Origin of the sequence: Streptomyces liliifuscus (assembly GCF_016598615.1) — a bacterium.
Classification (GTDB): domain Bacteria; phylum Actinomycetota; class Actinomycetes; order Streptomycetales; family Streptomycetaceae; genus Streptomyces; species Streptomyces liliifuscus.
Genome location: NZ_CP066831.1, coordinates 10659142 through 10679082, shown reverse-complemented (window position 1 = coordinate 10679082; position 19941 = coordinate 10659142). Strand labels below are relative to the sequence as shown.

The window sequence follows — 19941 nt, the reverse complement described above, 5'->3', positions numbered from 1 at the left end:
TGCGTAGACATGTCTGCGCAGTCAGATCATCGGTGGTCTGGCATCCTTGGGATCCGATTCGCCGGCCGTTGGGGAGGCTCCATGACGCGAGGTACAGGGCGGGGCGGGGGCTCCACCGCGCCGCGCAGTGTGGATGTGGCCCGGCTGGCCGGGGTGTCGCAGAAGACGGTGTCGCGGGTCTTCAACGACGAGCAGTACGTGTCCGCCGATGTGCGGCAACGCGTTCTCGCCGCCGCCGAGGAACTCGGGTACCGGCTCAACAACGCGGCCAGGGCGCTCGCTTCGGGGAGGACCCGGTCCATCGGCGTGGTGACGCTGGGCACCGCGCTGTACGGGCCGGCCACGCTGTTGATGGGTGTCGAGCGGGTGGTCCGGGACACGGGATACGCGCTCCGCGTGGTCAACACGATGGAAGGCGACCCTGCGGGCATCGCCGGTGCGGTGGATTCGCTCCTCGACCAGGGCGTGGACGGCATCGTCATCTCCGAACCGATCGCCGAGGAGGGCGACGGAGGAGACACCTCCGCCCGGCTCGACGTGCCGGTCCTGGTCATCGGCGCGCCTTCGCCCGTCACCGCGTCCACGGTGCTGGCCGCGGGCGGCGGTGCCGACCGGATGGCCCGGGCGGCCACCGAACATCTGCTGGAACTGGGCCACTTGACCGTGCATCACCTGGCCGGTCCGCAGCGGTGGTACGCCGCCCGGGACCGCCTTGCGGGATGGCGTTCCACGCTCGCGGAGCACGGCAAGGACGTTCCGCCGGTCGTCCAGGGCGACTGGTCGGCCGCGTCCGGGTATGCGGCGGGCCGTGAACTGGCCTCCCGCCCGGAGGTGACCGCGGTGTTCGCCGCGAACGACGACATGGCCATCGGTCTGATCCGCGCGCTGACGGAGGCCGGCCGACACGTGCCGGAGGACGTCAGTGTGGTCGGCTTCGACGACATCCCCGTCGCCGGCTATGTGACTCCCCCACTGACCACGATCCGCCAGCCGTTCGACGCCGTGGCCCAGGAGGGACTCAAGCGTCTCGTGCACTCCATCGAGAATCCGCAGGCGGACCCACTGCCCGCGAGCGACCCACCGGTCGACCTCGTCGTCCGTTCCTCGACCGCGCCTCCGCCGCCCCGGAAGACCCCGGGACGCGACCGACGCGGCAACTCCCCGCTCCCGAAGGGAGGTTCGCCCGCCGGTCGTTGAGACTCACCGACCCGCACCGCCGACCGCTCACAACCGCCGGCCGGTGGCGATCGGCCCCACGCCGACAGCACCCACGGCCGATCATGTGATCCCAGGACGAGCCGCCGTACCGGGATCTTCGCCTCCTCCCACCGCAGTGCCCGCGACACCAGACGCCGGGTGCGGATCGTGCACGCCCGCCGACGCCTCGACATGCGCGGCTGCGGCCTCCCCCGCGGGCCCGTCCCTGACCTCGATGCCCGGGACGTCCGCGTGTTCGTCTCCTGATCCGACCTCCACAGGCACCACCGTGGCCACCCCCTAGGAGGGGCTTTGCAAAGAAGAAGAGCAGGGAAGGCACTCGGAACCTTCGTCGCGGCTTCCGCGATGCTGGCGATACCCATGGGCACGGCACAGGCGTACAACCCGACGGGTGGAATCCTCTACCAGCTCGGAAACGAACCGTGCCTCAAGGGGCGGGGCAACTGCGCCGTCTACCCGAAGTCGGCGCAGCTGCCGGGCGGACGCCTGGTCGCGTCGTTCGAGAAGTCCACGGTGGTGCCGGAGACGGGCAGCGCCGACAAGCAGACTCTCCCCGTGTACAAGAGCGACGACCACGGAACGAGTTGGCAGCCGCTGTCGGAGGTCAAGGCGCCCGCGTACCTCTCCAACGACCCCAAGTACGCGAAGTACACGAGCAATTGGACGAACCCGTACCTCTACACGCTTCCGCAGGACGTCGGGAACCTGAAGCAGGGCACGCTGCTCCTCGCGAGTGTCGTCTCGGGCGACGACCACTACTACAAGGAGCGCAAGGCGGCCGATCCGAACTGGACGCCGACGAACGACGGAGACCGCAAGGACCTGGCGATCGCCCTGTACTCCAGCAACGACGACGGCAGGACGTGGAACGTCATCAACGTCATCGCGACCGGCGGCTGGCAAGGTGGCAGCGCGGGCGCTGTCGGCCAGAACATCGCGGGCGCGAACACGCACAAGCAGGTCGATCCCCTCTGGGAGCCGTACCTGATGGTCTACAAGGGCAAGCTCGTCTGCTACTACTCCGACGAGAACGACTACATCGGCTTCGACCCGGCGACCGGCGTCCCGACACCGGACCCCGCGAACGACACCGCCGCGGATTCGCACGGCCAGATCCTCGTGCACAAGACCTGGGACGGCCGCGGTGCACAGTGGAGCGCCCCCGTCGTCGACCTCGCCGGACTGACCCAGAACATGGGCGGCGGCAAGACGGAGATCGGAGGCGGGCGGCCGGGCATGACGAACGTCGTCAGGACGACGGACGGCAAGTGGATGCTCCCGTTCGAGTACTGGGGTGGCGGCGCCAACACCCGGTACGTGATCGCCGACAGCCCGCTGGAGTTCTACCGCGGCTCCGCCACCGGCACGGACGTCGCCTCTCTGCCGGTCGCCGCCGGTTCCCGTCCACTCGCGCGAGGTGGCAGTCCGGTCGTCATCAGGCTTCCCGGTGGGCGCCTGGTCTACAACGCGGCGGGCAGCGGCAACGTCTGGGTCAACGAGAGCGGCCGCAGCGACGGCACGTGGAAGGAGTACCAGACGACCTCACCGGCCGGTTACAGCCGCAACCTGCAGTACGTCGAGGGCACCGGGCGCATCGCGATCCTCAACAACCAGGGCACCTCGACGATCGCCTTCGCCGAGGTCGACCTCGGCCAGTCGGACGGCGCCTACTACCAGTTGGTGAACCGCAGGACCGACCAGGTGATCGGCACCGGGAACAGGACCAACGACGCGAACATCGGCAACGGTGATGTGCCCGACGTCGTGCTGGAGGAGCCCGGTGAGGCGGCGAACCCGGACACCCAGTACTGGCACGTGGTGACCGAGCCCCAGGGAGGCGTCACGCTGCTCAACAAGTCGGGCGGTCGCGCGGCGGCGATCTGGACGGGGAACGCGACGGTCGGGCAGCGGATCGGCCAGTGGGTCGACAACAGCGCCACCGGCAGTTGGAACCTCGTCAGGACCGATGACGGCTTCTACAGACTGCAGTCGGTGAGGAACCAGAGCCTGTACCTGACCGGTGCGTCGGACGGAGCGGCGCTCACCTTGCAGAACGCGGTCACGGACGGCTCGCAGGAGTGGGAACTCGTGCGGTAGGCGCTGTGGTGCAAAGGGCGCTGTGGTGCAGTGGGCACCGCGCCCCGCGGCCCTACTCCACCACGGTCGACTCCCGGATCGTCAGGCTGCAGGGCATGCGATGCACTCCCGAGGCGGCCCGGCCACCGATGGCGGCGAACAGGTGCTGGGCGGCCGTGCGGCCCAGCACCTCCAGGTTCATGTCGACGGTCGTCAGAGGTGGCCTGGTCTCGGCGGACAGGACCTCCCAGTTGTCGTATCCGACGACCGCGATGTCGTCGGGAACGCGGCGGCCCCGTTCGCGGACCGCCTCGACGAACCCCGCGGCGATCTGATCGCTTCCGCAGAACACGGCGTCGGTCTCCGGGTCGGCGGTGAGTACGATCTCGGCCGCCTGCCGCCCCCATCGCCGCGACCACGCGCCGAAGAGAACCTGGCCGCCGGAGAGGGCGAGTCCTGCTTCCTCCAGGGTCTCGGCGGTGCCGGCCGCCCTTTCCTGGGCCGCCTGGTAGTGGGTGGGCCCGGTGACGTGGGCGATACGCCGTCTGCCTACGGTCAGCAGATGCTGGACGGCGATGCGCGCCCCTCCCACATCGTCGGGCACGAACGAGACGTCCTGCGGATCGTCGGAGGGCGCGTAGGCGTAGACGACGGGCACGGGCAGATCGAGGTTGATCGACGGTCGTGGATCCGTGCTCTCCCCGACCACGATGATCCCGTCGACGCGACGGGCCAGCAGGGTGCGGAGGTAGTGCCGCTCGCGGATGGCGTCCCCGCGGGCGTCACAGAGCAGGACGGCCATCTCCCCCGTGCCGAAGGCGTCCTCCGCGCCGAGCAGCACGGGGATGCCGAAACGGCCGACGCTGTCGCTGGTGAGCAGCCCGACGGTCCGGGTCTGGCCGGAGATCAGGCTCTGGGCGAGCGCGTTCGGCTGGTATCCCAGTTCCTCCGCCGCCCGCAGCACACGCTGGAGGGTCTCGGCGCGGACCTGGCTCCGGCCGTTGAGAGCCTTGGACGCGGTCCCGATCGACACCCCCGCGCGTGTGGCCACGTCGGTGATCGTGGTCGCACGTCGCCGCGTAGAACCCATCGTCACGAAAACCTTTTCCGCTTAGAGGAAACCGTCACTTCAGACGCCATCCGCCCTCGCCCGGTTCGAACCTAGACCGGTAAGCCCTTGCCATGTAAGGGATGCGGCCCACTCTCGGCTATTGACAGTGCATCAGCTCACCTCTACGTTGCGAAAACCTTTTAGGTCAGCCTCATTTGCGGCGCCCCACCCGCGCACTGCGCATGTCAGGGACACGCCATAGCCCGCGGCCCCGGTGGTCGCGCGGCTCACCCGCACCATCGCGAGCAACCGCCTGCTGTCAACCGGACAGGGAGCCTCCGATGAGAAGACCGCACGCCCTACTGGTACGACGTCGGCGCACGAGATGCCTCCTCGTCGCACTGATGCTCAGCGTCTGTTCCGTCGTCGCCGGGACCCCGGCCCACGCCGCGCAGACCATCGGCTTCCCCACCTTCGGCGGACCCGCGATCCCGGCCGCGCCCGTCGGCTACACGCCGGGCGACATGATGCGGAGCATCTACGACGCGGAGAGCTCGGGGACCGACTTCTGGATGGACCGCCTCCTGGCCCGCTCGGGCAACGACCCGGCAGGACCCTGGCTGATGAGCCGTGGACGCGCGGTCTTCATGAAGACCCACGACCCCGCGGTGCTCGGCTTCGGCGGCCATGTCGCCTACTGGGAGAGCGTCAACGACCAGAACGCCTACGGCGTCGCGATCAGCCCGGGCACCTTCACGGAGCAGGTCGCCCAGCGCCGGCAGGTGCCCAGCCACTGGAAGAGCGTGCACACCAGCGGTTCGGTCACGGTCGACCAGACCAAGTTCATCACCGACAACAACGTCGCGGTGACCAACCTGTCGATCAGGAACAACGGCAGCAGCTCCACCACCCTGCAGTTACGGGCCACTTCCCCGTACGCCACCACGGGCAGCGGCAGCGAGTTGACCGGGCAGGTGGGCGCCTACAACAACCTCACCACCATCCGCCCACGGCTCACCGGCGACGGTTTCGCGGTCTCCAGCGGCGGCCTCAACCGGTCCGTGACGATAGCGGCCGGTGCCACCGTCACCACCAAGGTGGTCATGGGCTTCGTCACCGACGAGATCCCCCAGTCGCTCACCGAGTACAACGCCTACGCCGGTTACTCCAACGCCACCGCGTTCGCCACCCACGTCAGGGCCTACAACCTGTGGTGGGCGCAGAACGTGCCCTACATCGACGTGCCCGAGGGCGCGATCAAGAAGAACATCTACTACCGCTGGTGGCTGATGCGCTTCAACAGCCTCGACGCCGACATCCCCGGGCAGACCTTCCAGTTCCCGACCTCCACCGAAGGCGTCCTCGGCTACAACAACGCGATCGCGCTGACCCAGCCCATGCACATCGACGACCTGAAGTACCTGCGCAACCCGGCCTACGCGTACGGGGACTGGCTGAGCGTCGGCCAGACCTCCAAGGGGGCCCGCTTCCTCGACAACCCGGGCGACCCGGAGAACTGGTCCAACAGCTACACCCAGTACATCGCCGAGGCGGCCTGGAAGAGCTACCAGATCCACGGCGGCCAGCCCGGCATCGCCGCCAACCTGGCCCGCTACGCCGAGGGTGACGTCAAGGGACAGCTCTCGTACTACGACCACGACAACAACAAGCTCATCGAGTACGACTGGGGCGCCCTGACGGGCAACGACGCGGACGCGGTCTCCTTCCACTGGAAGCCCGGCAACATGGACCGCGCCGAGTCCGCCTACCAGTACAGCGGCGCGCTCGCCGCCGCGCAGGCCTACGAGGCGACCGGCAACACGGCCAAGGCCACCGAGATGCGCACGCTCGCGACACAGATCAAGGACGCGATCGTCAACGTGCTGTGGAACCCGGGCCGGCAGTTGTTCGAGCACCGGTTGAAGTCGACCAACGAATGGGTGCCCTGGAAGGAGATCAACAACTACTACCCGTTCTCGGTCGGAGCCGTGCCCAACACCACTGCCTACAAGCAGGCGTTGCGGCTGTACGACGACCCGGCCCAGTACCCGGTCTTCCCGTTCTACACGGCCAACCAGGTCGACAAGAAGGCCGCCGCCGACGCGGGCAACCCGGGGTCGAACAACTTCTCCACCATCAACTCGACGGTCCAGTTCCGGCTGTACTCGTCGGTGCTGCGCAACTACTCCAACTCCTGGATGAGCGCGACCGACTACAAGAAGCTCCTGTACTGGAACACCTGGGCGCAGTACGTCGGCGGCAACACCCAGTGGCCGGACGCCAACGAGTTCTGGGCCGACTGGAACGGCAGCTCCATCAACTACCGGTCCTGGATCCACCACAACATCCTGGGCAGCAGCAACTGGACCGTGATCGAGGACGTCGCCGGTCTGCGGCCCCGCAACGACGCCAAGGTCGAGCTCTCCCCCATCGACATCGGCTGGAGCCACTTCACCGTCAACAACCTCCGCTACCGGGGCGCCGACCTGTCCATCGTCTGGGACGACCCGGCCGACGGCGTGGTGCGCTACCCCGGCGTGCCCGAGGGGTACTCGATCTACGTCAACGGCAGCCGGGCCGCCACCGTCGGCTCACTCGTGCCCTTCACCTGGAACCCGGCCACCGGTGACGTGACCACGAGCGGCACGGTCACCCACCACACGTCCGTCGCCGGGCTGAAGGCCCCGAACCAGGTCGTCCAGAACAGCCCCCAGATGGTCGACATGCTCGCCAAGGCAGGCGTCGATCTGACGGCCGACCTGACCAACCTCGCCTCCGGAGCGACCGTGTCCGCCTCCCACACCGGGTCCGGCAGCGCCGCCTCCGGCGCGGTCGACGGCTACCCCACCAACGAACCGTTCTGGGGCGCGGGCGGCTCCCCCAACAGCCAGGACTGGTACGAGCTGAACCTCGGCACCGCCCGCACGCTCAACGAGGTGCGCCTGTACTTCAAGGACAGCCGCCCGGCCAGTACCACCTACCGGGCCCCGTCCGCGTACACCATCCAGTACCACAACGGCAGTTCATGGGTGAGCGCACCGGGGCAGGCCAAGAGTCCGGCCGCGCCGCGGGCCAACTACAACGTGGTGCAGTTCCCGGCGATCAGCGCCCAGCGCATACGGGTCCTGGCCACCAACGCGTCCGGGGCGAAGACGGGTCTCACCGAGGTCAAGGTGTTCAACAGGGGCGGCGTGCAGCCACCGGCCAACCAGGCGGGGTCCGCGACGGCGTCCGCGTCGTACACCTCCTCCTGGGAGAGCGTCAACGCGATCAACGACGGCATCGATCCGCCGTCGTCCAACGACACCGTGAACCCGCGCTGGGGAACCTGGCCGGAGACCGGTCAGCAGTGGGCGGAGTTGACCTGGCCGTCCGCGAAGACCCTCGACAGGGCCGAGGTGTACTTCTTCGACGACGACCAGGGCATCGACATGCCCGCCTCGTGGAAGCTCCAGTACTGGAACGGCAGCGCCTACGTCGACGTACCCGGCGCCGGCGGCTATCCGCTGGCCAAGAACCAGTACAACACCGTCACGTTCACCGCCACGAGCACTACGCGGCTACGGGTGCTGCTGACCGGCAACGGCACCAGCTCCGTGGGGCTTCTGGAGACGAAGGTGTACGACCCCAACGCGACCGCCAAGCGATGAAGGGTGTGCCCAAGTGACCCGTTCCAGATGCCTGTCCGTGCTCACCGCCGTGCTCGCCATGGTGGTCGCCCTCCTGGTGGCTCCGCCGACCGCGGCCGCCGCCGTCACGTTCACCTCGACAGGGGTGAACCAGAACGGCGCCAACTGCCTTGACGTCCCGGGCAGTTCGACGACCAGCGGAACACAGCTCCGCGCCAACACCTGCGCCTCCGGCGCGAGCCAGTCCTTCGGCTTCACCCCGGTCGCGGGGACGTCCGACACCTACACCATCAGTACGCACGCCTCCGGCCAGTGTGTCGACGTGTACGGCGCGTCCACCGCGGACAACGCCACGATCATCCAGTGGACCTGCCACAACGGCACGAACCAGCGGTGGCGGCTCGTGCCCGTGACCGTCGGTGGAACCGACAGGACGTTCAACCTCGTCTCCGTCGGCTCCGGCAAGTGCGTCGTGCCGAGCGGCGGTTCGTCGGCCTCGAACACGGGCCTGGTGCAGCTGCCGTGCGGGACCGGTAACGGCAGGGTGTGGCGCCTGCCCGGGTTCACCGACGGCGGCACGAGCCCGGGCACGTTCACCAACCCGCTCTCCCAGCGCGGGCCCGACCCCTGGCTGACGTACTACGACGGCTACTACTACCTCGCCACGACCACCTGGAACTCGACGGTCACCATGCGCAAGGCCGGCACCCTGGCGGGCCTCGCCACCGCCACCGACCAGGTGATCTTCAACCTCACCAGGCCCAACGGCGCCGGCACGATGTGGGCTCCGGAGTTCCATCTGCTCGACGGCCCCAACGGGAAGCGGTGGTACTTCTACTACACGGCCGGACGGGAGCCGTACGACCTGGGAACCCAGCGGATCCACGTCCTGGAGAGCGCGGGCCTCGACCCGATGGGCCCCTACAGCTTCAAGGCCGACCTGCTGGACCCCACCCAGGACAACACCTGGGAACTGGACCCGGGCATCCTGCAGTTGAACGGTCAGCTCTATCTCCTCGGCACGTTCTACAACGGCTCGCAGCCCATGTTCATCCGGCCACTGTCGAACCCGTGGACCGCGAGCGGCACGCGCCGGGTACTGTCCACCCCGACCTACAGCTGGGAGACGGTGGGCGGTGCGGTCAACGAGGGGGCCGAGGTTCTTCAGCGGGGCGGCAAGACGTTCATCGTCTACTCCGCGAGCCACTGCTCCACGCCCGACTACAAGCTGGGGATGCTGACGTACAACGGAGGTGACCCGCTGAGCTCCTCCTCCTGGGTCAAGTCACCGAACCCGGTCTTCCAGCGGTCCAACGCCAACGGTGTGTACGGCCCCGGCCACAACGGCTTCTTCAAGTCGCCGGACGGGACCGAGGACTGGATCGTCTACCACGCGAACAACTCCGCGGGTGGTGGCTGCGACATGAACCGGTCCACCCGGGCACAGAAGTTCACCTGGAACGCCGACGGCACACCGAACTTCGGCACACCGGTGGCTCTCGGGGTCACACTGACGGCGCCGTCGGGAGAGTAACGGTCGCTTCGGGACCAGGGGCTCCGCCCGCTCCGCGGACCGTCGGTTCGGGAACCACCACTTCCCGGACCGTCGGTTTGCGGATCAGGAGCAACGCCGCGTCGTCGTGCAGCCGGCCGCCGACGTGGGCCAGCAGTTCGTCGTGCAGCGCGGTGAGGGTGCGGGCCGGTTCGTCGGACACATGGCGTGCCAGCCCTTCGGCGAGCCGGTAGAACTCACGGCCGCGGTCGCGGGCCTCGGTGACCCCGTCGGTGTAGAGCAGCAGCTGATCCCCGTCGGCGAACGGCACGACGTCCAGGGCGGGGGTGTGCTTCGCGAGGGCGCGCAGTCCGAGGGGCGGGGCCGGATGTGTGGGCTCCACCGGCTCGACGCTTCCGGACGCGCGTACCAGCAGCGGAGGCGCGTGTCCGCAGTTCACCACCTCCAGCTGTCCGGCCTGTGAGTAGCCGGCGACCACGGCGGTGACGAAGTCGTCGCAACCGAGATTGCGCGCCAGGCTCCGCTCGATCCTGTCGATGACGGCGAGGAGGTCGGGCTCGTCGTAGGCGGCCTCGCGGAAGACGCCGAGCACCAGCGCGGCGGTCCCCACGGCCGGCAGCCCCTTGCCCCGGACGTCGCCGACGATCAGCCGCACTCCGTACGGGGTGGGTATCAGCGCGTAGAGATCTCCGCCGATACGGGCCTCGGCCGCCGCGGCGCTGTAGCGGACGGCCACCTGGAACGGGCCGACGGTCGCCGGTACGGGCTTGAGCAGCGCGTGCTGCGCGGTCTCCGCGACCGAGCGGACAGCGGCGAGCACCCGGTCGCGGCGCCCGCGCAGCGCGCTGGCCAGGCCACTCGCCACGGTGACCGCGGCCAGGGCGGACAGTACGGCCGCCAGCTCACGGACCGGGACGCCGTCCCGGGCTCCGAGCGTCGCCCCGAGGACCGCTGCGAGGACACCGACGCACACGACACCGCGCGGCCCGTTCGTGGTGGCGGCCAGTGCGGGCCCGGCCACCAGGAGGGGCAGCCAGACCATGCCCGCTCCGCCGACGAAGTCGACGAGCACGACGAGGGAGACGATCAGCACGGGCAGTACGTGGAGGACGTGCAGTGCGGGCATCCCGGCGGCCAACCGCGCGGTGGCCCGGCCGCGTGCCGAGGCTCCGGGGTCGGTCACCCGGTTCCTGGGTGTCCGTATGGACCAGTGGTTGCCGCCATGATCACGGGCCTGACTCATACTTCGTCCGCTGTCCTCACCTGTGCAGGGCGCACATTCCTGAAATGCCGGTTTCATCCAGGAAACGGTGTTGGCCCGGACCTTACAAGAAGCTGATTTTCAGATAGTGAGCGACAGGCTCCTGGTCACGCGGTTCGCGGTCGGGATCAGCCGTGCCCGGACGTCCTCCACTCGGGAGAGCCGGTCGACCGGCATCGAGACGCCCAGCGAGCCGAGCGTGTCCCCGCTGTAGACGGGCACGGCGACACAGACCGTGCCCAGGGCGTACTCCTCCAGATCCGTGACGGCCGGGGCCACGGGTGAGGTGTCCAGGCGCCGGAGCAGTTCCGGTCTGCTGGTGATCGTCCGTGGCGTGAGGTCGGCGAGGTGGTGCCTGGAGAGGTAGTCCTTGCGGTCCTCGTCGTCCAGTTCCCTCAGCACGGCCTTGCCCAGCGCGGTGGCGTGGCCCGCGTCCTCGAACCCAACCCAGAGGTCGACGCGGGGCGCCCGGGGACCGTCGACGATCTCGGCGACCCGGATCTCGCCCTCCTCGTAGAAGGTGAGGTAGGCGGCGGTCGTGAGCTCGTCGCGCAGCGCGGCGAGCGTGGGGCGAATGCGGCTGAGCAGCGCCTGACCACGCCCCGTGCTCTGCATCATCTGCAGCTTGTCGCCCAGGACGAAGCCGCCGTCGTCCAGTTTCCGCAGGTAACCGTCGTGGACCAGGGTCCGCAACAGGTGATAGGCGGTGGCCAGGGGCAGCCCCGTCTCCCGTGCGAGCTGCTTCGCCGGCGCCCCGTTCTGGTGCGCGCTGACGGCTTCCAGGAGGCGGAAGGCCCGCTGGACGGACGTGATGAGGGTGGGGCCGTCGCGCTCGCCCATACGACCAGCGTGCGCCGGACGGGCCTCGCGGGCAAGGCGAGCGCGGTCCTACGCGCGAGTGACGAGGATCCCGTCGGCGTCGCTGTAGAGGTGGCAGCCGGGTGTGAAGGTCACCCCGCCGAACGAAACCTCGACGTCCCTGACCCCGACACCTTCCTTGCGGCTCTTGCGGGGGTTGGAACCGAGGGCCTTGACGCCGAGGTTGATCTTGGACAGCGCCTCGACATCACGGACGGCGCCGTTGATGACGACACCCTCCCAGCCGTTGGACGCGCCCAGGTCGGCGATGAGATCCCCCATCAGCGCGGCGGCCAGCGAGCCACCGCCGTCGACGACGAGCACCCGTCCCGCGCCGGGCTCCCCGAGGGTGGCCTTGAGGACCACGTTGTCCTCATGGCATCGCACGGTCGTGACGGCACCCTCGAACGAGGTCCGGGCACCGAAGGACCGGAACTGGGTGGTGCACGACTGGAGGTCGTCACCGTGCTCGTCGTAGAGGTCGGCTGTGGGCTTCATCGGATTCCTCTCGTGTCCCTGAGGTCAGGAAGAAAGTGACAGCGTAGGTGAAGCGTCCGGTGTGGACCGCTTGATCGAACTGGACGACGAACCGGTCGGCGTCAGCGGGGTCGAGGTGTCCGCGAGCGGCAGCGGTGTGGGCCCAGCTCCGGAGCCCCATCACGTTGTCGACGGCCGTCGGGTCGCGGACGACGAGCGTGCGGGCCTCCACCGTGATGTCTTCCATGGCGCGGGCCGCGAGCATGCCGGCATGCCGATGCGCCAGCGTGCCGTTGCGCAGGTTGGCCTCGGCGCGGAAGCGCAGCACCTGGGCGGCGAGGTGCTGGTCCTCGATGTCGAGGACCTGGGTGGCGTAGTCGGGGTCGGCCAGCACGATCCGGCCGCCTGGGCGGACCACCCGGGACATCTCGTCGACGACCCGCGCCGGATCCTCCACGTGCTGGAGCACGCGGTCCGCCCATGCGCCGTCGAAGCACGAGTCCCGGAACGGTAGACGGTGGCCGTCCGCCACGACGACGTGTCCGAGGCCCGCGCCCTTCATCGCGGCGGCCATCGTCAGGGAGCTGTCCGCGCCGACGACCCGCGCTCCCGATTCGGCGCTCAGCGCCAGCGCGCCGTCGCCCGCTCCGGCGCCCACATCGAGGAATCGTCCGCCGGGACGGGCGTGCAGGAGCTCTCGCAGCCGCTGCTTGTAGGCCCCGTAGAACGGCTCGGCGGTCAGCCGCTTCAGGACCTCGACGAGCTCGGCCGGGCGGGCTTGGCTGTCGACCGCGGTGAAGGCGTGTGGCACGTTGCGGCGGCTCATGGGTGAAAGCTAGCGCTGAGCGGGACGGGCGTGGCCCCACTCTTCGGGCGGCCGACCAGGCCGACCGGCTCCACTCGGACCACTCGGTCCACCGGGGCCACCGGGGCCACCGGGGCCACCGGGCCGATCGCGTCAGCCGGGCACGTCGGGTCAGCCCGGCCGATCGGCGTCATCACCGTCCGTCCGCCGCCCTGCGGTCGCCGGGCGTGTAACCTGCGCGGGCCCCGAAAAGGGGCGCTCAAGACGCCGAGACGACTCGCGCGCGCCCTGTGCTTCTGCTCACACCACCATCGCCTCCTGTAATTTACTAGGACGTCCTACTATTTAATCAGTCAGCGTTCCCCTGACCTGTCTGGGAAGGCCCCCATGAGCGACCTGCACCGCCCCGCGAACCCCATCCGTCTGGTCACCGCGTCGGCGCTGTTCGACGGGCATGACGCCTCGATCAACATCATGCGGCGGATCTTCCAGTCCCAAGGGGCCGAGGTGATTCATCTCGGACACAACCGGTCGGTGCAGGAGGTCGTGGACGCGGCCCTTGAGGAGGACGCGCACGGTGTGGCGGTCTCGTCCTACCAGGGCGGGCACGTGGAGTACTTCGAGTACCTGGTCGACTCGCTGCGCCGGCAGGGGGCCGAGCACGTGCGCGTGGTGGGCGGCGGTGGCGGCGTCATCGTGCCCGAGGAGATCACCCGGCTGCGCAACCGCGGCGTGACCATCTTCTCCCCGGAGGACGGCCAGCGCATGGGCCTCGCCGGGATGGTCAACACGGTGGTGAAGGACTGCGACTTCGACCTCTGGGACGGCAAGCCGACCGACGCTGCCGCCGTACTCGCGGGCGACCGGTTCGCGATCGCCCGCGCCATCACGGGTGCGGAGCTCGGCAAGCTGCCCCCGGACTTCCTGGAGCAGCTGCGTGCCGCCGGGGCCGCGCGCAGCACGCCGGTGGTCGGCATCACCGGCACCGGCGGCTCGGGCAAGTCGTCGCTGACCGACGAGCTGGTGCGCCGGTTCCGTCTCGACCAGCAGGACAAGCTGCGGATCGCGGTGATCGCGGTCGACCCGACGCGGCGCCGTGGCGGCGGTGCGCTGCTCGGTGACCGGATCCGGATGAACTCCCTGGACGGGAACCGGATCTTCTTCCGGAGCCTTGCCACCCGCGGCAGCCACGAGCTGCCCGCGCACCTGTCCGAGGTGATCGACGTGGTCAAGGCCGCCGCCTTCGACCTGGTGATCGTGGAGACACCGGGCATCGGCCAGGGCGACGCTGCGATCGTGCCGTTCGTCGACACCTCGCTGTACGTGATGACGCCGGAGTTCGGCGCCGCCTCGCAGTTGGAGAAGATCGACATGCTCGACTTCGCCGACGTCGTGGCGATCAACAAGTTCGAGCGGCGCGGCGCCAAGGACGCGCTGCGCGACGTGGGTCGCCAACTGGTCCGTAACCGCGAGGCGTTCGGGAAGCGGCCCGAGGACATGCCGGTGCTCGGCACCTCGGCGGCCACGTTCAACGACGACGGTGTCACCGCGCTCTACCAGTACGTGAAGGCGGCGCTGGCCGAGCACGGGCTGCCGCTTTCCGAGGGCACGCTGGCGCCGGTCGACGTGCGCCACTCCTCCGGCATCCGGCAGGTGGTTCCCGCGGACCGGGTGCGCTACCTCGCCGAGATCACCGACTCGGTCCGCGGGTACCACGTGTCCACCGAGCTGCTGGCCGAGGCTGCCCGGCGGGTTCAGCGCCTGGAGTCCGTCGAGGGCGAACTGGTCGCGGCCGGCTCCGAGGCGGGCAACGTCCAGTCGCTCCTCGACGGCGCCCGCAAGCAGCTCCCGCAGGACATCAGGGAGCAGATCGCGAACTGGCCCGCCGTCGTGGCCTCCTACTCCGGCGACGAGCTGGTCGTGAAGGCGCGGGACAAGGAGATCCGTACCAAGCTGACCCGCGAGTCCCTCTCGGGCAACAAGATCCCGCGTGTCTCGCTGCCCCGGTTCACCGACCACGGGGAGCTGGTGCGGTTCTGGCGTCGGGAGAACCTGCCCGGCCACTTCCCGTTCGCCGCAGGGGTGTTCCCCTTCAAGCGCGACGGTGAGGACCCGGCGCGGATGTTCGCAGGCGAGGGAGATCCCTTCCGCACCAACCGACGCTTCAAGCTGCTGTCCGAGGGCCAGCCGGCCACCCGACTGTCCACCGCCTTCGACTCGGTCACCCTCTACGGCCGCGACCCGGACGAGCGTCCCGACATCTACGGCAAGGTCGGCACGTCCGGCGTGTCGGTCGCGACCCTGGACGACATGAAGACGCTCTACGACGGCTTCGACCTGATCGCTCCGACGACCTCGGTGTCGATGACGATCAACGGCCCGGCCCCCACCGTGCTCGCGTTCTTCCTCAACACCGCCATCGACCAGCAGGTCGAGAGGTTCCGTACGGCCGAGGGCCGTGACCCCTCCCCCGAGGAGACGGACCAGCTGCGTGCGCACGCACTGGCGAACGTGCGGGGCACGGTGCAGGCCGACATCCTCAAGGAGGACCAGGGGCAGAACACCTGTCTGTTCTCCACCGAGTTCAGCCTGCGGATGATGGCCGACATCCAGGAGTGGTTCATCGCCCACAAGGTCCGCAACTTCTACTCGGTGTCCATCTCCGGCTACCACATCGCCGAGGCCGGGGCGAACCCCATCAGCCAGCTCGCCTTCACCCTCGCCAACGGCTTCACCTATGTGGAGGCCTACCTCGCGCGGGGCATGCACATCGACGACTTCGCCCCCAACCTGTCGTTCTTCTTCTCCAACGGCATGGACCCGGAGTACTCGGTCCTGGGCCGGGTCGCCCGCCGGATCTGGGCCGTCGCGATGAAGGAGAAGTACGGGGCCAACGAGCGCAGCCAGAAGCTGAAGTACCACGTCCAGACCTCCGGACGCTCCCTGCACGCCCAGGAGATGGACTTCAACGACATCCGCACCACCCTGCAGGCGCTCATCGCCATCTACGACAACTGCAACAGCCTGCACACCAACGCCTACGACGAGGCCGTGACCACCCCCACCGAGGACTCCGTCCGCCGGGCCCTGGCCATCCAGTTGATCATCAACAGGGAATGGGGCCTGGCCATGAACGAGAACCCCCTCCAGGGCTCGTTCATCATCGACGAACTCACCGATCTGGTCGAGGAGTCCGTCCTCCAGGAGTTCGAGCGGATCAGCGAGCGAGGCGGTGTGCTCGGCGCCATGGAGACCGGCTACCAGCGCGGCCGCATCCAGGACGAGTCGATGCTCTACGAACAGCGCAAGCACGACGGCACCCTGCCCCTCATCGGCGTCAACACCTTCCGCAATCCGCACGCGGACACCGCCGAACCCGTCGTCATCGAGCTGGCCCGCGCCACCGAGGACGAGAAGCAGTCCCAGCTGGAGCGCGTGCGCGACTACCAGTCCCGCCACCGCGACCCGGCCCACGCGGCCCTGTCCGCCCTCAAGGACGCGGCCGTCAGCGGCGACAACGTCTTCGCCGTCCTCATGGAGACCGCACGGGTCTGCTCGCTCCAGCAGATCACCGACGCCTTCTTCGAGGTCGGCGGCCAGTACCGCCGCAACGTCTGACCCGGCCCCCTTCCCGTCAAGCGCCTCGCCACGCGGCCGGGTCGAGCAGTTCGGCCCGCGACGTAGGGCGAGGCGCCGTCGCGTCCACGTACGGCACACACGGACCAGGTCGGGGAAGAGCCGGCCCCAACCGGGACCGAAGGCGGGCGTGCGGCGATCGTCGCACGCGGCCCGCCGAGTGCTGTGAGGGACTCCGAGAGTATTGACGTGCGCGCGGGACGACCACAGAATGACCGCACACTCTGACAACGTTGTCGAAAGGTTGCGTAGATGTCGCAGCGCGCCGTGGGGTTCACACGCCGTCGAGCCATGCAACTCCTCGGCGCTTCCGGCATCGTGACGGGCCTCCCGCTCGCCTTGGGTCCGGGCCCGGCCTCCGCCGCGACAACCGCGGCCGCCCCAGGAGAGGACCCTGTCTCCCACACGTACTACCGTGTCCTGCTCTCCCACACCCGGTGGTCGGAACAGCAATGGGACCCGGCCCAGGGCCACTACACCGACAGGGACTTCGGCTTCGCCGTCGTACTCGGCAACGCCGTCCTGCTGACCCGGGGCCCGTACGACGCCGAGCGGGCCGGAGTCGACAAGGACACCCTGCGCGCCAGGACCATCGCCACCGTGAAGCACTTCGCGGCATCCAACCGGCTGACCGGCGGTACCAAGTGGGGGCGGCGACTGTTCTGGGACACCACGTTCCAGTCGTACTTCGTGCTCGCGGCCCGTCTGTTGTGGGACGACCTCGATGAGGCGACGCGCAGGAACATCGACACCATCGCCCGCGAACAGGCGCAGTTCACCACGCAGTTGGGCACGGGCGACGATCCCGACTCCGGTGACTGGACCCCGCACGGCCTGAGTGGCGGATTCGAAGGCGACACCAAGCTGGAGGAGATGGGGGTCTACACGCAGTCACTGGCCCCCGGTCTGGCCTGGGCGAGCGACGATCCGCGGTACGAGGCATGGCACGCCGCCTTCGGCCGGTGGAGCCGCAACGAGGCGGGGCTGCCTGCCGCCGACCTCGCCAACCCGGCCCGCGTGGACGGCGTCGCCGTCAGCGCGAACACCGCGCAGAACCTCTATGACACGTTCATCGTCGAGAACCACGGTTCGTTCGGCCCGCACTATCAGGAAGAGCTCTGGCGTACTTCGGGACGCAACAGCGCCCACTTCCTCGCCGCGGGCCGCGCTCTGCCCGAGGTGTTCACCGCACAGCCGAACGCCGGGCCGTTGTGGCGCACCCTGCTCGGCGTGATGAGCGACGCGGGCGAGCCCCTGATGCCGATGGTCGCCGATCGCGAGCACCTCTACGGGCGGGACGTCATTCCGCTCGCCTTCCTGGCCCAGGTCGTCGGCGACCGTGCGGCGGCCCGCTGTGAAGTGGCCCTGGCCGAGCGCCTGGAGGCGTATCAGGAGTACCCGCCGCAGTACCGTCTCGCGAAGTTCTCGGGCGAGTCCAAGTACGAGCCGGAGGCCCGGGCCGAACTGGCCATCAGCTACCTGCTGCACGAGTGGCGGGCCCGGTCGGGGAAGGCGCCCGTGCGTCCCCTGTCACGGCGCGAGCTCTTCGAGGAGGCGAGCGGCGTCACCGACTACGGCCCCGGTCCCGGCCTCGTCTCCCATCAGTCACCGGGCGCGTGGTCCGGTGCGGTCAGCAAGTCCGGCTTCGTGAAGTTCGCCTGGCAACCGGCCCACGACGACTGGCTGTTCGCACTCAGTGGTTCGACACCGATGTTCCTGCCGGGCACCGGCGCCAAGGTCACCCGGCGTTCGGTCGTCACCTACTCGCGACCGCGGGACGGGTTCGACGGCAGCGCGAGCCTGCTCACGCTGGACCGCGGATACGCGGGGTTCACCACGTTGCCGTCCGGCGCCGTCGTATACGCGACCTCCGGGACGGCGTACGGCGAGGGCCACTTGGAGGTGCGCAACCTGACCATGCCCGGGATGCCGGGGCTGGACGGGAAGCGCACCTATGGGGCGGCCGAGGGAAGCACGACGGTCGTGGCCGGGAGCGTTGGCACGTCCGCCGGCCCGCGCGTCGACGAACTCACGTTTCCGCGTGCCGGGTTCCGTCATCTGCGCATGCTCGGAGTGCGCCCCGACCCGTCGTACGGCTATTCGCTGTACGCCTTCGAGATACGTGACGGAGCCTCGGGCCCCGATCTTGCGCGCGAGGCGGGTTCGGCAGCCTCCGCCTCCTCCTTCGACCCGGGCAGGGAGCCCAGGCTCGCCGTCGACGGCAACGCCACCAGCCGCTGGGCGGTGTCGCGCGCGGACCGTCCACGGGCGGACAGCTGGATCGCGGTCGATCTGGGCGCGTCCCGGGACGTGGACCGGGTGACGCTTCGCTGGGAGGCCGCGGCGGGCCGTGCGTACCGGATACAGGGATCGGTCGACGGGCAGCAGTGGACCGACCTGGTCTCCTGGCCGCGGCCGGACCTCACCAGCCGCGGCGGATGGCTGGACATCGACGGCCGCGCGGGTCTCCTCGTGCGAGGCGGCGCCAACCCGATCTCCGTGTACGGCGACACGGTCGTCCTCTCCGACGGTCCGGCCGAGAGCGTGCTCATCGAGGCACTCCCCGGCGCAACGCCCGAGGAACTGCGTACCGCGGCCGCCCGCAAGACACCCTCGACGCAGTCCGCTCAGGTGAAGGCGGCCCTCACCGATCACCACCTGAGCCTGTTCAACCTTTCCTCGGACCCGGTGACCACCACCGTGACGATCCCGGGTTCGCGTGCCGAGGGAATCCGCCTCTACCAAGGCGTTCAGACCGTCACCGAATCGGGCACGGCCTTCCACGCCGAACTGTCCGCCGCCTCCGCGGCCCTGGCGCCTGCGCGCATCGTCCTGTCCGGCGGCCGCATTCCTGTCGGGCTCCGTGCCGAGGTGCGTGACGGCCGCACCGTACGGCTCACCGGCCCCTCCTGCCACGTCACCGTCTCGGCACAGGGCAGGAGTGTCAACGCCACGGTCCGGGCGGGCCGCACGACCACCGTGACCGTGCCGCGCGCCAAGGCGTACCCCTTCGCCGACCTGGCACTCGGGCGCACCACCTTCCCGACCGCACCGCTGCCGCCCGGTATGACGGACCCCAGGGCCGCGGTCGACGGCGACGCGGGCACCGCGTGGTCGCCCGGTCCCGACGGTCGCATGGTCGTCGACCTGGGTGCCGAACAGCACATCACCGAGATCCGGACCCAGTGGCGAGGAGGTCATGCCCCGGCATCCCAGGTCGAGTTCAGCCTGGACGGCCGTACGTACAGTGGCGCGGCGCGACTGTCTGCGCGTGGCGTCCTGCGCGCCGACCGCACCGCCCGCTACGTGGCACTACGGGTCATCACATCAGCCGCGCGCCCTGCCTCACTCGTCGCCCTCACGGTTGCGCAGGAGTGACCGCAGCGAACACTTCCGAGGTGGGCGAGGACGTGCCTC

The 19941-nt window shown here is 69.3% G+C and carries 11 protein-coding genes; 6 read left to right on the top strand and 5 right to left on the bottom strand.

All coding sequences use genetic code 11. The features are described 5' to 3' along the window. The first annotated feature begins 81 nt into the window (after nt 1-81). Complete coding sequence (locus JEQ17_RS46450; protein WP_407700129.1) at nt 82-1197, top strand: LacI family DNA-binding transcriptional regulator; 1116 nt, start codon at nt 82-84, stop codon at nt 1195-1197. Nucleotides 1198-1563: 366 nt separating this feature from the next. Continuing rightward, nucleotides 1564-3315: an RICIN domain-containing protein gene (locus JEQ17_RS46445; protein ID WP_200400968.1), complete on the top strand. Its 1752-nt coding sequence runs from the start codon at nt 1564-1566 to the stop codon at nt 3313-3315. 52 nt (nt 3316-3367) lie between these two features. Here JEQ17_RS46445 and JEQ17_RS46440 read toward each other — a convergent pair whose 3' ends face one another. Further along, entirely contained in the window at nt 3368-4384 is a 1017-nt protein-coding gene (locus tag JEQ17_RS46440; RefSeq protein WP_200400967.1) for a LacI family DNA-binding transcriptional regulator, read from the bottom strand. A gap of 302 nt (nt 4385-4686) precedes the next feature. Here JEQ17_RS46440 and JEQ17_RS46435 point away from each other — a divergent pair, with 302 nt between their 5' ends. Further along, a complete protein-coding gene (locus JEQ17_RS46435) occupies nt 4687-7995 on the top strand; it encodes a discoidin domain-containing protein (protein ID WP_200400966.1) in 3309 nt (1102 codons plus the stop codon). Between the two features lie 13 nt (nt 7996-8008). Continuing rightward, nucleotides 8009-9508: a family 43 glycosylhydrolase gene (locus JEQ17_RS46430; RefSeq protein ID WP_200400965.1), complete on the top strand. Its 1500-nt coding sequence runs from the start codon at nt 8009-8011 to the stop codon at nt 9506-9508. Here the strand turns inward: JEQ17_RS46430 and JEQ17_RS46425 are convergent. From JEQ17_RS46425 to JEQ17_RS46410, 4 genes are all read right to left on the bottom strand, one after another. Further along, the gene (locus JEQ17_RS46425; protein WP_234048853.1) at nt 9480-10613 is read right to left on the bottom strand and encodes a PP2C family protein-serine/threonine phosphatase; all 1134 of its coding nucleotides are present in this window, start codon (nt 10611-10613) and stop codon (nt 9480-9482) included. The two genes, JEQ17_RS46430 and JEQ17_RS46425, sit on opposite strands and share 29 nt — an antisense overlap. 216 nt (nt 10614-10829) lie before the next feature. Beyond that, nucleotides 10830-11588, bottom strand: a complete 759-nt coding sequence (locus tag JEQ17_RS46420; protein WP_200400963.1) for an IclR family transcriptional regulator — start codon at nt 11586-11588, stop codon at nt 10830-10832. Nucleotides 11589-11636: 48 nt separating this feature from the next. Next, on the bottom strand, nt 11637-12104 hold the full coding sequence (gene rraA / locus JEQ17_RS46415) for a ribonuclease E activity regulator RraA (protein WP_200400962.1): 468 nt from the start codon (nt 12102-12104) through the stop codon (nt 11637-11639). Continuing rightward, entirely contained in the window at nt 12067-12909 is an 843-nt protein-coding gene (locus tag JEQ17_RS46410) for a methyltransferase domain-containing protein (protein WP_200400961.1), read from the bottom strand. Before JEQ17_RS46410 ends, rraA begins: the two co-directional genes overlap by 38 nt. Nucleotides 12910-13275: 366 nt before the next feature. Here JEQ17_RS46410 and icmF point away from each other — a divergent pair, with 366 nt between their 5' ends. Both icmF and JEQ17_RS46400 read left to right on the top strand, forming a co-directional pair. Further along, a complete protein-coding gene (gene icmF / locus JEQ17_RS46405) occupies nt 13276-16506 on the top strand; it encodes a fused isobutyryl-CoA mutase/GTPase IcmF (RefSeq protein WP_200400960.1) in 3231 nt (1076 codons plus the stop codon). 270 nt (nt 16507-16776) lie between these two features. Next, nucleotides 16777-19902 (top strand): discoidin domain-containing protein, encoded by a 3126-nt coding sequence (locus JEQ17_RS46400; protein WP_200400959.1) that lies wholly within the window; start codon nt 16777-16779, stop codon nt 19900-19902. Nucleotides 19903-19941 lie beyond the last annotated feature (39 nt).

What these genes read in the sequence shown, in the direction of transcription:
- JEQ17_RS46450 (WP_407700129.1), top strand. Translation starts at nt 82, where the DNA reads ATGACGCGAGGTACAGGGCGGGGCGGGGGCTCCACCGCGCCGCGCAGT.
- JEQ17_RS46420 (WP_200400963.1), bottom strand. Translation starts at nt 11,588, where the DNA reads ATGGGCGAGCGCGACGGCCCCACCCTCATCACGTCCGTCCAGCGGGCC.
- rraA (WP_200400962.1), bottom strand. Translation starts at nt 12,104, where the DNA reads ATGAAGCCCACAGCCGACCTCTACGACGAGCACGGTGACGACCTCCAG.
- JEQ17_RS46425 (WP_234048853.1), bottom strand. Translation starts at nt 10,613, where the DNA reads ATGCCCGCACTGCACGTCCTCCACGTACTGCCCGTGCTGATCGTCTCC.
- JEQ17_RS46410 (WP_200400961.1), bottom strand. Translation starts at nt 12,909, where the DNA reads ATGAGCCGCCGCAACGTGCCACACGCCTTCACCGCGGTCGACAGCCAA.
- JEQ17_RS46440 (WP_200400967.1), bottom strand. Translation starts at nt 4,384, where the DNA reads ATGGGTTCTACGCGGCGACGTGCGACCACGATCACCGACGTGGCCACA.
- JEQ17_RS46435 (WP_200400966.1), top strand. Translation starts at nt 4,687, where the DNA reads ATGAGAAGACCGCACGCCCTACTGGTACGACGTCGGCGCACGAGATGC.
- icmF (WP_200400960.1), top strand. Translation starts at nt 13,276, where the DNA reads ATGAGCGACCTGCACCGCCCCGCGAACCCCATCCGTCTGGTCACCGCG.
- JEQ17_RS46400 (WP_200400959.1), top strand. Translation starts at nt 16,777, where the DNA reads ATGTCGCAGCGCGCCGTGGGGTTCACACGCCGTCGAGCCATGCAACTC.
- JEQ17_RS46445 (WP_200400968.1), top strand. Translation starts at nt 1,564, where the DNA reads ATGCTGGCGATACCCATGGGCACGGCACAGGCGTACAACCCGACGGGT.